We start from the raw sequence: 14,261 nt of genomic DNA, 5'->3' as shown, positions 1-14,261 counted from the left end.
GTAGTAGTGTTGGTAAATTAATGCTCTTCGGACGCCATCGACAGATAGACAATCGTCAGAACCATGAAAATGAAGGCTTGCAGCGTAATAATCAGGATGTGGAAAATGGCCCACGGCACATTCAGAATCCACTGTGACCACCACGGCAACAGACCAGCAATCAGAATGAAAATCAGCTCACCGGCATACATGTTGCCGAACAGTCGCAGACCGAGAGAAACCGGTTTGGACAGCAGACTTACCCCTTCAAGGATTAAGTTGACAGGAATGAACGCCCAGTGATTGAACGGCTGCAGCGTCAACTCTTTTGCGAAGCCGCCGATGCCTTTCATTTTGATGCTGTAGAACAGAATAAGGATGAATACGCCCAGCGCCATCGACAGGGTGATGTTCACGTCAGCAGACGGCACCACGCGCGTTGCCGGCAGACCCAGCCAATGCTCAGCGATATACGGCAGCAGGTCGATAGGCAGTAAGTCCATCAGGTTCATAAGGAATACCCAGACGAAAATCGTCAGGGCCAGCGGCGCAATCAGCTTGCTTTTGCCATGGTACATGTCTTTGACGCTGCCATGCACAAAGCCGACTATCAGCTCAATCGCGGTCTGAAACTTGCCTGGCACGCCGCTGGTCGCTTTTTTAGCAACGCTACGGAACATCACCAGAAACAACAGACCCAGCACCACCGAGAAGAACATGGAGTCAATATTGAGCGTCCAGAAGGTGGCTGGGGGGTTCTGCGGATCCACCAGCGAGAAAGTACGCAGGTCCAACTGAAGGTTATTCAGATGGTGTCCTATGTATTCCTGCGGCGTCATATTTTCTGAAGCCATGATGCCTTTTACCCTTTGTTGTTAATTACAGCCGGCGCCAGTATCTGAACCACCAGCACCAAAACCCACGTAACGATCAGCGGCAAAAACACCGCCTTTAAAACCGCCAACGCCACCACCAGTAAAACCAGCATCGCTAACACCTTGAAGGCTTCACCGAAGGCGAAAGTCCAGGACACGCGGCCCTTAGCAGGTGTATGCGCCTGGTGACGCCAGGCAAATATCATAAACAACATATTAGGCAGTGCCACTGCCAATCCCCCACATACTGCGGAGATGCCCCAGAAGGGGTCTTTGAGGCAAAACAGCAATCCACTTGCTATTACCGCCAGAAACTGAATGAACAGAAGCTTACGAGCAACGTTTCGACTCACGAGCGACACAGACATCACGTTTTTACTCCTGCTCACTTCGAGGTATGCCGCGTGTCGTATAAAACGTTCTTTAAGACTTAGAGTCAAGCATCAAAAAGCGGTCAAATTATACGGTGCGCCCCCGTGATTTCAAACAATAAGTAGCCAAAAGGTGAATAAATGTTTAAATATTTTTCTCTGGCCCGCATTTTTAACTTTTAGCCAAAGTGTGAACGATCGTACAAAACTGCAAATAGCGCGAAAACACTGGCGATAAAGCGTGCACCAGATCACACATTAAACATATTCATGCTTACGCAATTCATTTACGTGTCAATTCATGCCTTTTCATCTTTTTGATATTTAAGCGTAAAACCAAGTACTGTTTTAAAAATACCAGCTTACACCTTAAAAACGCCCCATTGACATTTATAATAAAAATTTAACAAGCAAAAGTGATTTTTCGATTCGATTTTTAGCAGACTGATATTTACAAAGTTGATTACTCTCTGTTTTAACAAAAGAAGCGACGTTGTCATGTTGAAACGAAACCGTAAATCCAGAGTTAAATGTAACAACGCTGAAATGCGTTATACCTGTCGATTTTTAACACAAGCCGCGTCGTTTTTTTTCTATTTTTTTTGATAAAAATTAAACTTTGTTTGACTTAATAATCACCAGATGCCGCTCGCCTTCCAGTTGCGGAACGCGTAATTTTTCAACAGATTCGACGCTAAAATTGTCAGGTAGTGATGCAATTTCATCCCCTGGCAATTGCCCTTTTAAGGCATAAAAACGCCCTTTCTCTCCCGGCAGATGGTGACACCAGCTCACCATATCATTCAACGATGCGAAAGCGCGGCTGATAACGCCATCAAACGGCGGTTCGGAGGGATAGGCTTCAACGCGGCTTTGAACCGGCGTGATGTTTTCCAGTTTCAGTTCGTGCTGGACCTGACGCAGAAAACGTACCCGCTTGCCCAGGCTGTCGAGTAAGGTGAAATGCGCGTCAGGGAGAACAATAGCCAGCGGGATGCCCGGCAGCCCCGGTCCTGTTCCTACGTCGATAAAACGCTGTCCCTGAAGATACGGCGCAACGACTATGCTGTCGAGAATATGGCGTACCAACATTTCGTTGGGATCCCGCACTGACGTCAGGTTGTATGCTTTGTTCCATTTGTGCAGCATATCAACGTAGGCGACCAGCAGCGTTTTCTGGTGATCGGTAAGAGAAATACCGGCATCAGCCAGCAGACGAGAGAGTTTGTTGAGCACGGTCATTACCTGTTAATAATCAAATGCCCGATGCGCTTTCGCTTATCGGGCCTACAAATTTGTAGGGCGGGCAAGCGAAGCGCCCCCGCCAAATTAGTGTTATCAAGCGCTACGACGCAGCATACCTTGTTTTTTCAGCCATACCAGCAGAATGGAGATTGCCGCTGGCGTAACGCCGGAGATACGCGATGCCTGGCCGATAGACGCCGGTTTATGATCGTTCAGCTTGGCGATAACTTCGTTCGACAGACCGGAAACCTGACGATAATCCAGCGTGGCAGGTAGCAACGTATTCTCGTTACGTAGTTGTTTTTCAATCTCATCCTGCTGGCGAGCGATATAGCCTTCGTATTTGACCTGGATTTCCACCTGCTCAGCGGCTTGCTCATCTTCAAGCGCAGGCGCGAATGCGGCAAGCGAAGTGAGCTGCGCGTAGGTCATTTCCGGACGACGCAACAGATCTTCGCCGCTGGCCTCACGGGAGAGAGGCGTGGTCAAATGCGCATTCACTTCATCGGCGGATTCCGCAGACGGCGTTACCCATGTCGATTTCAGCCGCTGACGTTCGCGTTCGATATTTTCCAGCTTCTCGTTGAAGCGCGCCCAGCGTTCATCATCCACCAGACCCAGCTCGCGGCCCATTTCAGTCAGACGCAGATCGGCATTGTCCTCACGTAGCATCAGACGATATTCGGCACGGGAGGTAAACATGCGATACGGCTCTTTGGTGCCCAGCGTACAGAGATCGTCCACCAGCACGCCGAGATAAGCCTGAGAACGCGCAGGCGCCCAGCCCTCTTTGTCGGCGGAAAGACGCGCGGCATTCAGACCAGCGAGCAAGCCCTGCGCCGCAGCCTCTTCATAGCCGGTAGTACCGTTGATTTGACCAGCAAAGAACAGGCCGTGAATAAATTTACTTTCCAGAGTCGGTTTCAGATCGCGCGGGTCGAAGAAATCGTACTCAATCGCGTAACCAGGGCGAACGATCTTCGCGTTCTCCATACCCTGCATGGAACGGACAATCTGCATCTGCACGTCAAACGGCAGGCTGGTGGAGATACCGTTAGGGTAAATCTCGTTAGAGGTCAGTCCTTCCGGCTCAAGGAAGATCTGATGCTGGTTACGATCGGCAAAACGCATCACCTTGTCTTCGATCGAAGGACAGTAGCGTGGGCCGATCCCTTCGATCACGCCAGCGTACATTGGGCTACGATCGAGGTTATTACGAATCACGTCATGGGTTTTCTCATTGGTATGCGTGATGTAACACGGCACCTGTTGCGGATGCTGAGAAGCATTCCCCATAAACGAGAAAACCGGCATCGGGTTATCGCCATGCTGTTGAGCCAACACGCTGAAATCGATAGTACGCGCATCAATACGCGGCGGTGTGCCGGTTTTCAGGCGGCTGACGCGTAGCGGAAGCTCACGCAGACGGCGAGACAGCGGGATGGATGGCGGATCGCCAGCACGACCGCCGCTGTAGTTATCCAGACCAATATGAATTTTGCCATCCAGGAAGGTTCCGACGGTCAGTACCACCGCTTTCGCGCGGAATTTGAGCCCCATTTGGGTCACGGCGCCGACAACTCGATCGTTTTCGACAATCAGATCTTCAACAGCTTGCTGGAAGATCATCAGATTCGGCTGATTCTCCAGCGCGGTACGCACCGCCTGGCGATATAAGACTCGATCCGCCTGAGCCCGGGTAGCGCGAACGGCCGGACCTTTGCTGGCGTTTAGTATCCTAAACTGAATACCTGCCTGATCGATCGCTTTCGCCATCAGACCGCCGAGCGCATCCACCTCTTTTACCAGATGTCCCTTTCCAATACCGCCGATCGCCGGGTTGCAGCTCATCTGTCCCAACGTGTCAATATTGTGTGTCAAAAGCAGAGTCTGTTGACCCATACGCGCTGCGGCCATCGCGGCCTCAGTGCCTGCATGACCCCCGCCAATAATAATGACGTCAAAAGGATCCTGATAAAACATGGTAATTGCCTCGCATAACGCGGTGTGAAAATGGATTGAAGCCCGGGCGGTGGATTCTACTCAACTTTAGCCGATGGAGAAAGCCCCGGGATCCGGGCTATTAAAAAGAAGATCTTTTTATTTAGAGATCTGTTCTATTGTGATCTCTTATTAGGATCGCGCCAGGCTGTGGATAACCCGGATCCTGTAATAAAGATCAATGCATTGGAAAGGATCACTAGCTGTGAATGATCGGTGATCGTGGCCCGTATAAGCTGGGATCAAAACGGGTACTTATACACAACTCAAAAAGTGAACAACGGTTATTCTTTGGATAACTACCGGTTGATCCAAGCTTTCCACCAGATTTATCCACAATGGATCGCACGATATTTACACTTATTTGAGTAAATTAATCCAGGATCCGAGCCAAATCTCCGCTGGATCTTCCGGAATCTCATGCTCAAGGATGTTGATCTTCAGTGTTTCCCCAACCTGTTTTGCGCCAGCGCCTTTCAGTTCCGCTTCTATTTTCTCAATCGCGCCGCAAAACGTGTCGTATTCTCGACTGCCAATGCCAATTGCGCCGAAACGTACCGCGGAAAGATCGGGTTTCTGCGTCTGAAGGTCTTCATAGAAAGGGGTCAGGTTGTCCGGAATGTCTCCGGCGCCGTGCGTTGAGCTGATTATCAGCCAGATCCCGGAAGTTGACAGATCCTCTAATAACGGACCGTGCACCGTTTCGGTTGAAAAACCGGCAGCTTCCAGCTTTTCCGCCAGATGTTCCGCGACGTATTCGGCGCCGCCCAGGGTGCTGCCGCTGATAAGAGTAATGTCTGCCATTGATCGCTCGCTCAGGTAAAGAGGCTGCATTGTACTCTGTGAACGAGCTGGGATCTACCTGTGGAAAAATGTGGGATTAAAAAAGCCGATCATGGCTTGATGGTGCGCATGATCGGGTTCTGCAAGACGATCAGTGTCTCAGTGGACTGAATTTCATCAATTGTTTGGATCTTGTTGATAAGTACGTGCTGAAGCGCGTCGATTGATTTGCACATCACTTTTATAAAGATGCTGTAGTGACCGGTGGTGTAATACGCTTCCGTCACCTCATCCAGGCTTTCCAGCCGGGCCAGTGCGGAGGGATAGTCTTTGGCGCTTTTGAGGATGATGCCAATAAAGCAGCCCACATCGTAGCCCAGCTGTTTAGGGCTGACGTCAATCCGTGCGCCCGTAATGATCCCGGCCTGCTTCATTTTCTCGACGCGAACGTGAATGGTTCCAGGGCTAACGCCAAATTGTTTGGCCAGTTCGGAGTAGGCGGTGCGGGCATTTCCCATTAAGGCGTCAAGGATGCCGCGGTCCAGATTGTCGATCTGATAATTTTCCATCGCTTTTTCTTATGCAGATTAATGATTATCTCTATTTTAGCCATTATTTTTAACGAATCAAAACCGAAGTTAGCTTTTTATCTGTTGATTATTGAATAGTGCTCTCGTTTTGTTGCTTAATCATAGGCAACAGGACGCAGGAGTAAAAAAATGAAAACCGCTTACATTGCCAAACAACGTCAAATTAGCTTCGTGAAATCACATTTCTCTCGCCAGCTGGAGGAGCGTCTGGGTCTGATTGAGGTCCAGGCGCCGATCCTGAGTCGCGTAGGGGATGGTACGCAGGATAATTTGTCCGGCTGTGAAAAAGCGGTGCAGGTAAAAGTGAAAGCGTTGCCTGACGCCCAGTTCGAAGTGGTGCATTCACTGGCGAAGTGGAAACGTCAAACCCTGGGGCAACATGACTTCAGCGCGGGCGAAGGGCTGTACACGCACATGAAAGCCCTTCGCCCCGATGAAGACCGACTCTCTCCGCTCCACTCGGTCTATGTGGATCAGTGGGACTGGGAGCGTGTCATGGGCGATGGCGAGCGCCAATTTTCCACCCTGAAAAGCACAGTAGAGGCTATATGGGCTGGAATTAAGGCGACGGAAGCAGAAGTGCATAAACAGTTTGGTCTGGCGCCGTTCCTGCCAGAGCAAATTCAGTTTGTTCACAGCCAGGAGCTGTTGTCTCGCTATCCGGATCTGGATGCGAAAGGGCGCGAACGCGCGATCGCCAAAGAACTTGGCGCCGTTTTTCTGGTGGGGATCGGCGGTAAACTGAGCGATGGCCACCGCCATGATGTACGCGCGCCGGATTATGATGACTGGAGCTCCGCATCTGAGCTGGGCTACGCCGGTCTGAACGGCGATATCTTGGTGTGGAACCCGGTGCTGGAAGATGCGTTTGAGCTTTCCTCTATGGGTATTCGCGTAGATGCCGATACGCTGATGCGCCAGCTGGCGTTGACCGGTGATGAAGATCGTCTGCAACTGGAGTGGCATCAGGCGCTGCTGCGCGGCGAAATGCCGCAGACCATCGGCGGCGGGATTGGGCAGTCGCGTCTGACGATGTTGCTGCTGCAATTGCCGCATATTGGTCAGGTACAGTGCGGCGTATGGCCCGCGCAGGTTCGCGAAAGCATTCCTGCTATTTTATAAGCCGTTAGCGCCGCCAGCGTCTCAGCAGGCGGCTTCGCATCCCGGTGTCAAAGCGCCAGATATGATCGAAAATGCGCATGATGCCGGGTTTGCCGTGCGCCGACATCGCCACCGCATGGAATCGATGCTGGTGAAGACGCTGCAACTCTCCCACTTTGCTCACCACGTCATCCGGCAAGCGCTGGGCGATAAAATCCGAAATGACCACCGCATCGGCATCAAACCATTCCCGTCCCTGCATTCTTTCAATAATGGCGCGAAAACAGCTGGCGATATCCGTGCCGCCGCGAAAACGTTGACTTAAAAAGCGGATGGCCTGCTCGATACCTTCCGGGCCGGAGAGTTCATAGCGCACAACGTCAGTGGAAAACAGCATAATAAAGCAGCGGCGGTTATCCGCCAGCGCAACGCGCATCAACGCCAGGCAGAACGCTTTTGCGCACTGCTCGTTAAATCCTCCCATCGAGCCTGAAGTATCGACGCAGACAATAAACGGTCCGCGCGGCTGCTCGTCGACATCCTGGTGTACTACCGGCCGTTCGGTCACTTTCTCACGCCACGCTTCGCCATGCAGGCGATAGGTGAGGAGCTGTTTTTCCACTAACCGGCGGTAAAATTCATATTCCAGCTCGGTGATGCCGAGCGTCGCCAGCTCTGGCGGCAACAGGCGCAGAATATCATCGCCTTGCTGAATACCGTCAACCTGCTCCGGCACCGTTGCGGGTTCGCGTACCAGTGTACGAAAGGTTTCCATCGGCGCGTCTTTTTTCGGTACCGATTTGGCTTCCCGCGAACGTCCCAGTTGTTCCGCCAGTTGCATTAGCTCCGGCTGGGCGGCGAGAAATTCGCCGTATTTTACGATCAGTTGATAATCACCACGTTTAAGCTGGCCCGCGCTCATATCCCACAGGCGGCCTGCGGCATTATCATTTTCCGCCAGCGTCGGTTCCAGTTGCCCGCTCAGCGTCATCCGTTCCTGAACGTCACTCAGCAACTGCTCGCGCTCTTCTTCCAGTAGTTGCTGATTTAACGTGGTGGCCTGCACGACCAGACTTAACCGCCAGCGTTGCAAAAAAAGCGTGTGTAGCGCAGGGGTAAAGGTACTGTTGCTCTCCGTCAACTGCTTCGCCTGCGCGGCATACGGTGAATGCAGGCGGTGAAGCAACGCCAGTATTTGCGGCAGTTGCACGATGAACTGTGGGGTAGAGAGAAGTTGGCTTTGCTGATAACACATGACCTCTTCCGTGAGTTCCGGCGGAACGCGTGCGTCTTTAAGACGGCTGCGTAGCGCTTCCCGCCAGCGCGGGAGATCGGCGGTCACGGCGTTTTTTAAACGCGGAAACTTTTCAAAGAAAATGACCAGTTGTGGGGAAGCCAGTAGCGCGAGGATCATCTCTTCGACCATTCCCTCTTCGCTGACGGCCAGCATGGTATTTAGCGTATCCAGCGTCAGCATTGTTTCGCCTGGCGGATCTGTTCTCCTACATCCTGCAGGCTGGCCTCAATGCGCCCTAACCAGTCGCTGTGAATAAACAGGCAATGTTGCTGTTCGCTGAAGCGGGTATGCTGCTGGCGCCAGTCGTTTTCTAACGTTTCCAGCTGCTGTTTGATCTCCGCAGGCATACTGTCTTCAGCCGTTCCCGGTAACGCCAGACGGGTACCTTGTAGACTGATGTCGCGCACCACCAGATGTTGAGCGTTATCGACTTCCATATTCAACGTTTGGGCAAAGCCGATCCCGTTCAGTTTGCCGCGGATCTCGCCGCCTTTGGTCAGCCAAAGTTCCAGCGCGCTGCGGTCAAAAGTAATATGGATCACTTCCATATCATGCAGTTTTAGCGGTTTTTGTAGCAATAACGTCAACGTTGATGCACTGGCTTCCGGCGGTAAAGTGTAATGCGGGCGGCGGCTGAACATACCGCCTTCTTTAATGACGGTGAAGGCGGTTTTATCGCTTTGCTGTTGCTGCAACTGGAGGCGGCGCTGGACGATACCGCCGAGGCGAGTCAGCATGGCCTGCTGCTGCCAGGCGTGTCCGGTCATCAATATTTCCAGTTGCTGTTGCATGAGATTCAGACTCTGCGCGTCATACCACAAGCAATCTTTTAGCAGGATAAGGTCAATCGGCGCAACCGCGTCGCGTCCGCTAAAGAAGGCGCTGGCCTGTAACAGGCGGATGGCTTTCTTCCAGCGACGGTCGGAGACATAAGGCGCATTCGGCAAATTATCCAGCTGTTGGCGCAGAGTAAATATCAGCTCAAAGACCGGATCAGGGAGTGAAATCGTGCCGATATCTTTTTGCCACTGTTGATATTCTTCGTCGCTAACCTGTAACGAGGCGGGGACCGGGTTATCACTCTCATCCTGCTGACTAACCAGCATGGAGCGGAAATTGGCTTTATCCTGAACTTTATCCAGCCACAGGCGAATCAACATTCGGTCGTACAAGGCTTCCAGGCTGCTGTCCGCTTCGGGCAGTTCGTTAGAGGCCGCCACCAGCAGCCGCATCGGAATTTTTTCCTCAAATGCGCCGTTGCGGAAATGGCGTTCGTTAATGGCGGTCAGCAATGTGTTCAGGATAGCGGGCCCGGCTTTCCAGATTTCATCCAGAAAAACGATTTCGGCTTCGGGAAGGTAGCCGGTCGTTAAGCGTTCATAGCGACCTTCATCTTTCAGCGCCTGAATAGAGAGCGGGCCAAACACCTCTTCCGGCGTGGAAAAGCGTGTCATCAGATATTCAAAAGCGCGGGCGCGCTGGAAAGCAAACTTCAGGCGGCGGGCAATCAGACTCTTGGCGATACCGGGCGGGCCCAACAAAAAGACGCTCTCACCGCTTAACGCCGCCAGTAGGCAAAGGCGTATGGCATGACTACGTTCATACAGCCCCTTCTCAAGGGCGCTGCTCAGACGGGAAATTCTTTCCGCTAATAAATGTGGGTGAGCCATAATAAAGAGGCGTCCTTTCGACAAATGGATCATGCTAATTGCGAGTATAGACGTTTCACCACCGGGGCTGTAATCGTCTGACGCGCTGTTTATTTTTCTTTGAGCCAGGTTAATCTGGCTTCATTTAGGGGTACGATTTTATGATTAATCGTGCATACTGTGCGCTTTTTTGTGGGCCAAGGGACTAAGCACACATTTCATATCTATACACTCATTCATTCAAACTACATCAAGGCGGCAAAGGAGTGAATCCCCTGGCACTGACTTAAACGTGTGACTGGGGTAAGCGAATGCAGCCGACAAGGAGGTAGTGTGAAGGGTGACGTGTATAAACGAAAGATGAGTCTATGAGCACTGATAATAAGCAATCGTTGCCTGCGATTACCCTCGCAGCTATTGGGGTTGTCTACGGTGATATTGGTACCAGCCCGCTTTATACGCTTCGTGAATGTTTGTCCGGTCAGTTTGGTTTTGGCGTTGAACGAGATGCCGTGTTTGGTTTTCTGTCGCTGATCTTCTGGCTACTCATCTTTGTGGTTTCCATCAAATATCTCACCTTCGTGATGCGCGCCGATAACGCGGGTGAAGGTGGAATTTTGACACTGATGTCGCTTGCCGGGCGTAATACCTCGGCGCGCACCACATCCATGTTAGTTATCATGGGACTGATAGGCGGCAGCTTTTTCTATGGCGAAGTGGTGATTACGCCGGCGATTTCGGTGATGTCGGCGATTGAAGGCCTGGAGATTGTCGCGCCGCAGCTGGATACCTGGATTGTCCCGCTCTCCATTATTGTGCTGACTCTGTTGTTTATGATTCAGAAGCACGGTACGGGAATGGTAGGAAAACTCTTTGCGCCGATCATGCTGACCTGGTTTTTAATCCTGGCGGTACTTGGCCTGCGCAGTATTATCGCCAATCCCGAAGTGTTACATGCGCTGAATCCTGTCTGGGCGGTACGTTTTTTCCTTGAATATAAAACCGTATCATTTATTGCGTTGGGCGCGGTGGTGCTGTCGATTACCGGCGTAGAGGCGTTGTACGCCGATATGGGACACTTCGGTAAGTTCCCGATTCGCCTGGCGTGGTTTACCGTGGTATTGCCGTCGTTAGTACTGAACTACTTTGGTCAGGGCGCATTGCTACTTAAGCATCCGGAAGCGATTAAAAACCCCTTCTTCCTGTTGGCGCCGGACTGGGCGTTAATTCCGCTGCTGATTCTGGCCGCGCTGGCGACAGTGATCGCCTCCCAGGCGGTTATTTCTGGCGTCTTTTCGCTGACGCGTCAGGCCGTGCGTCTTGGCTATTTGTCGCCAATGCGCATTATCCATACCTCCGAGATGGAGTCCGGTCAGATCTATATCCCTTTCGTTAACTGGCTGCTTTATTTCGCGGTCGTGGTTGTTATTGTTAGCTTTGAGCACTCCAGCAACCTGGCGGCGGCCTATGGTATCGCCGTGACCGGCACGATGGTGCTGACGTCTATTCTTTCTACGACCGTGGCGCGTAAGAACTGGCACTGGAACAAATATTTTGTCGCGCTGATCCTCATCGCGTTCCTGTGCGTGGATATCCCGCTGTTCTCGGCTAACCTCGATAAATTGTTGTCCGGTGGTTGGCTGCCGCTGAGCCTGGGCCTGATCATGTTCACGATCATGACCACCTGGAAGAGCGAGCGTTTCCGTCTGTTGCGTCGTATGCATGAACACGGTAATTCGCTGGAAGCGATGATTGCTTCACTGGAGAAATCACCGCCGGTTCGGGTGCCGGGTACTGCCGTATACATGTCGCGCGCGCTCAGTGTGATCCCTTTTGCTTTATTGCATAACCTGAAGCACAACAAAGTGTTGCATGAGCGCGTAATCTTACTGACGTTGCGTACGGAAGATGCGCCTTATGTGCATAACGTTCGCCGGGTGAAGATTGAGCAGTTGTCTCCGACATTCTGGCGCGTGGTGGCCAGCTACGGCTGGCGCGAAACGCCAAACGTTGAAGAGGTGTTCCACCGCTGCGGTCTGGAAGGCCTTAGCTGTCGGATGATGGAAACGTCGTTCTTTATGTCGCACGAGTCGTTGATTGTCGGCAAACGCCCGTGGTATTTGCGTCTGCGTGGCAAGCTGTATTTGTTGTTGCAACGCAATGCCCTGCGCGCGCCGGATCAGTTCGAGATCCCGCCTAACCGCGTGATTGAGTTAGGTACGCAGGTCGAGATTTAACCTCCCATCAACATGCCGGGGGCCGCGTTGGCTTACCCGGCCTGGCCAATCCGTAGATTCCCACAAGATAATCGCCTGATTTCCGCTAGCGAAACGTTTCGACGGCGATCACAATTCTGTTACGTCATGATGGTTTTATGAACACATCCGGGGTTACACTGCGGCCAGCGAAACGTTTCGCTAGTGGAGCAGAAAAATGAAGAAAGGCACCGTACTCAACTCTGAAATCTCGTCGGTCATTTCCCGTCTGGGGCATACTGATACTCTGGTAGTCTGTGATGCGGGTTTACCCATCCCGAATAGCACCGCGCGTATCGATATGGCACTAACCCAGGGCGTACCTTCTTTTATGCAGGTGGTGGATGTCGTGACCCGGGAAATGCAGGTTGAGGCGGCGATTCTTGCAACGGAAATCAAACAACAGAATCCGCAGCTCCACGAAACGTTGCTCACTCACCTTGAGCAACTGCAGCAACACCAGGGAAACACCATAAAAATTAGTTATACGACACACGAACAATTCAAAAAATTGACTGCAGACAGTCAGGCGGTGATTCGCAGCGGGGAGTGTTCCCCGTATGCGAACGTCATTCTTTGCGCTGGCGTCACTTTCTGAGGCCGCTATGGACGCATTACTGCAACTCAAAGGGATCGATAAAGCGTTCCCCGGCGTGAAGGCTCTCTCCGGCGCCGCGTTAAACGTTTATCCTGGCCGCGTTATGGCGCTGGTGGGGGAAAACGGCGCCGGAAAATCCACCATGATGAAAGTATTAACCGGCATCTATACGCGAGATGCGGGATCGTTGTTATGGCTGGGTAAAGAGACCACCTTTAATGGGCCTAAATCGTCTCAGGAAGCCGGGATCGGCATTATTCATCAGGAACTGAACCTGATTCCGCAGTTGACCATTGCGGAAAATATCTTCCTGGGCCGTGAGTTTGTGAATCGCTTTGGCAAAATCGACTGGAAAAAGATGTATGCCGAAGCCGACCAGCTCTTAGCCAAACTCAATCTGCGCTTTAAGAGCGATAAGCTGGTGGGCGAACTCTCTATCGGCGATCAGCAAATGGTGGAAATCGCTAAAGTGCTGAGCTTCGAATCCAAAGTCATCATTATGGATGAACCGACCGATGCGCTGACCGACACTGAAACCGACTCTCTGTTCCGCGTTATCCGCGAATTAAAATCGCAGGGGCGCGGCATTGTCTATATCTCCCACCGTATGAAAGAGATCTTCGAAATTTGCGATGACGTGACGGTCTTCCGCGATGGGCAATTTATCGCCGAGCGTGAAGTGGCCACGTTGACCGAAGATTCTCTTATCGAAATGATGGTGGGACGTAAGCTGGAAGATCAGTACCCGCATCTGGATAACGCGCCGGGTGAGATTCGCCTGAAGGTCGATAATCTGTGCGGACCGGGCGTGAATGATGTCTCTTTTGTGCTGCGAAAAGGCGAGATTCTTGGCATTTCCGGCCTGATGGGCGCCGGTCGCACCGAGCTGATGAAAGTATTGTACGGCGCGATGCCGCGAACCAGCGGTTACGTGACGCTCGATGGACACGAAGTGGTGACGCGTTCTCCGCAGGACGGGCTGGCCAATGGCATCGTTTATATCTCTGAAGACCGTAAGCGCGATGGACTGGTGCTCGGCATGTCAGTTAAAGAGAATATGTCGCTGACGGCGCTGGATTATTTCAGCCGCGCTGGCGGAAGCCTGAAACACAAAGATGAGCAGCAGGCGGTGGGGGATTTTATCCGTCTGTTCAACGTCAAGACGCCGTCAATGGAACAGGCGATAGGCCTGCTTTCCGGTGGTAATCAGCAAAAAGTGGCGATTGCCCGCGGGTTGATGACGCGCCCGAAAGTGCTCATTCTCGACGAGCCGACCCGCGGCGTGGACGTCGGCGCCAAGAAAGAGATTTATCAGCTTATCAACCAGTTTAAGGCCGACGGCCTGAGCATCATTCTGGTCTCATCTGAGATGCCAGAAGTATTAGGCATGAGCGATCGCATCATCGTCATGCATGAAGGGCATCTCAGCGGTGAATTTACTCGCGAGCAGGCCACCCAGGAAGTGTTAATGGCTGCCGCAGTGGGCAAGCTTAATCGCGTGAATCAGGAGTAAAAAA

General features: G+C 52.1%; 12 protein-coding genes. 4 read left to right on the top strand and 8 right to left on the bottom strand.

Annotation, left to right across the window (positions count from 1 at the left end; genetic code table 11):
• Positions 1–17 precede the first annotated feature (17 nt).
• The 6 genes from atpB to asnC form a co-directional block, all read right to left on the bottom strand.
• Entirely contained in the window at positions 18–833 is an 816-nt protein-coding gene (gene atpB / locus ACFK9X_RS23005) for a F0F1 ATP synthase subunit A (protein ID WP_000135632.1), read from the bottom strand.
• A gap of 8 nt (positions 834–841) precedes the next feature.
• A complete protein-coding gene (gene atpI, locus ACFK9X_RS23000; protein WP_000116685.1) occupies positions 842–1,222 on the bottom strand; it encodes a F0F1 ATP synthase subunit I in 381 nt (126 codons plus the stop codon).
• A gap of 615 nt (positions 1,223–1,837) precedes the next feature.
• Entirely contained in the window at positions 1,838–2,461 is a 624-nt protein-coding gene (gene rsmG / locus ACFK9X_RS22995; protein ID WP_001519938.1) for a 16S rRNA (guanine(527)-N(7))-methyltransferase RsmG, read from the bottom strand.
• 102 nt (positions 2,462–2,563) lie between these two features.
• Positions 2,564–4,453 carry a tRNA uridine-5-carboxymethylaminomethyl(34) synthesis enzyme MnmG gene (mnmG, locus tag ACFK9X_RS22990; protein WP_000499872.1) on the bottom strand — a complete coding sequence of 630 codons (1,890 nt, stop codon included), beginning with the start codon at positions 4,451–4,453 and terminating at the stop codon, positions 2,564–2,566.
• 378 nt (positions 4,454–4,831) lie between these two features.
• Entirely contained in the window at positions 4,832–5,275 is a 444-nt protein-coding gene (gene mioC, locus ACFK9X_RS22985; RefSeq protein WP_000763722.1) for an FMN-binding protein MioC, read from the bottom strand.
• 89 nt (positions 5,276–5,364) lie between these two features.
• On the bottom strand, positions 5,365–5,823 hold the full coding sequence (asnC, locus tag ACFK9X_RS22980; RefSeq protein WP_151117843.1) for a transcriptional regulator AsnC: 459 nt from the start codon (positions 5,821–5,823) through the stop codon (positions 5,365–5,367).
• Positions 5,824–5,973: 150 nt separating this feature from the next.
• On the opposite strand from asnC, the gene asnA reads away from it, so the two are divergent.
• A complete protein-coding gene (gene asnA, locus ACFK9X_RS22975; protein ID WP_000845123.1) occupies positions 5,974–6,966 on the top strand; it encodes an aspartate--ammonia ligase in 993 nt (330 codons plus the stop codon).
• A gap of 4 nt (positions 6,967–6,970) precedes the next feature.
• Here the strand turns inward: asnA and viaA are convergent, their stop codons facing one another.
• Positions 6,971–8,422, bottom strand: a complete 1,452-nt coding sequence (gene viaA / locus ACFK9X_RS22970) for an ATPase RavA stimulator ViaA (RefSeq protein WP_000956588.1) — start codon at positions 8,420–8,422, stop codon at positions 6,971–6,973.
• On the bottom strand, positions 8,416–9,912 hold the full coding sequence (gene ravA, locus ACFK9X_RS22965; RefSeq protein ID WP_151117840.1) for an ATPase RavA: 1,497 nt from the start codon (positions 9,910–9,912) through the stop codon (positions 8,416–8,418). The genes viaA and ravA overlap by 7 nt, the downstream gene beginning before the upstream one ends.
• 347 nt (positions 9,913–10,259) lie before the next feature.
• Here ravA and kup point away from each other — a divergent pair, with 347 nt between their 5' ends.
• From kup to rbsA, 3 genes are all read left to right on the top strand, one after another.
• Positions 10,260–12,128: a low affinity potassium transporter Kup gene (kup, locus tag ACFK9X_RS22960; RefSeq protein WP_151117838.1), complete on the top strand. Its 1,869-nt coding sequence runs from the start codon at positions 10,260–10,262 to the stop codon at positions 12,126–12,128.
• A 196-nt stretch (positions 12,129–12,324) separates the two neighbouring features.
• Entirely contained in the window at positions 12,325–12,744 is a 420-nt protein-coding gene (rbsD, locus tag ACFK9X_RS22955; protein WP_000715944.1) for a D-ribose pyranase, read from the top strand.
• Between the two features lie 7 nt (positions 12,745–12,751).
• A complete protein-coding gene (gene rbsA, locus ACFK9X_RS22950) occupies positions 12,752–14,257 on the top strand; it encodes a ribose ABC transporter ATP-binding protein RbsA (protein WP_000339366.1) in 1,506 nt (501 codons plus the stop codon).
• The last annotated feature ends 4 nt before the right edge of the window (positions 14,258–14,261 follow it).

Source organism: Salmonella sp. WC3 (genome assembly GCF_042932255.1).
Taxonomy (GTDB): Bacteria; Pseudomonadota; Gammaproteobacteria; order Enterobacterales; family Enterobacteriaceae; genus Salmonella; species Salmonella enterica.
The sequence above is the reverse complement of the archived record's forward strand: the minus strand, read 5'-3'. Positions and strand labels throughout refer to the sequence as shown.

What these genes read in the sequence shown, in the direction of transcription:
- atpB (WP_000135632.1), bottom strand. Translation starts at nt 833, where the DNA reads ATGGCTTCAGAAAATATGACGCCGCAGGAATACATAGGACACCATCTG.
- atpI (WP_000116685.1), bottom strand. Translation starts at nt 1,222, where the DNA reads ATGTCTGTGTCGCTCGTGAGTCGAAACGTTGCTCGTAAGCTTCTGTTC.
- mnmG (WP_000499872.1), bottom strand. Translation starts at nt 4,453, where the DNA reads ATGTTTTATCAGGATCCTTTTGACGTCATTATTATTGGCGGGGGTCAT.
- mioC (WP_000763722.1), bottom strand. Translation starts at nt 5,275, where the DNA reads ATGGCAGACATTACTCTTATCAGCGGCAGCACCCTGGGCGGCGCCGAA.
- asnC (WP_151117843.1), bottom strand. Translation starts at nt 5,823, where the DNA reads ATGGAAAATTATCAGATCGACAATCTGGACCGCGGCATCCTTGACGCC.
- asnA (WP_000845123.1), top strand. Translation starts at nt 5,974, where the DNA reads ATGAAAACCGCTTACATTGCCAAACAACGTCAAATTAGCTTCGTGAAA.
- viaA (WP_000956588.1), bottom strand. Translation starts at nt 8,422, where the DNA reads ATGCTGACGCTGGATACGCTAAATACCATGCTGGCCGTCAGCGAAGAG.
- ravA (WP_151117840.1), bottom strand. Translation starts at nt 9,912, where the DNA reads ATGGCTCACCCACATTTATTAGCGGAAAGAATTTCCCGTCTGAGCAGC.
- kup (WP_151117838.1), top strand. Translation starts at nt 10,260, where the DNA reads ATGAGCACTGATAATAAGCAATCGTTGCCTGCGATTACCCTCGCAGCT.
- rbsD (WP_000715944.1), top strand. Translation starts at nt 12,325, where the DNA reads ATGAAGAAAGGCACCGTACTCAACTCTGAAATCTCGTCGGTCATTTCC.
- rbsA (WP_000339366.1), top strand. Translation starts at nt 12,752, where the DNA reads ATGGACGCATTACTGCAACTCAAAGGGATCGATAAAGCGTTCCCCGGC.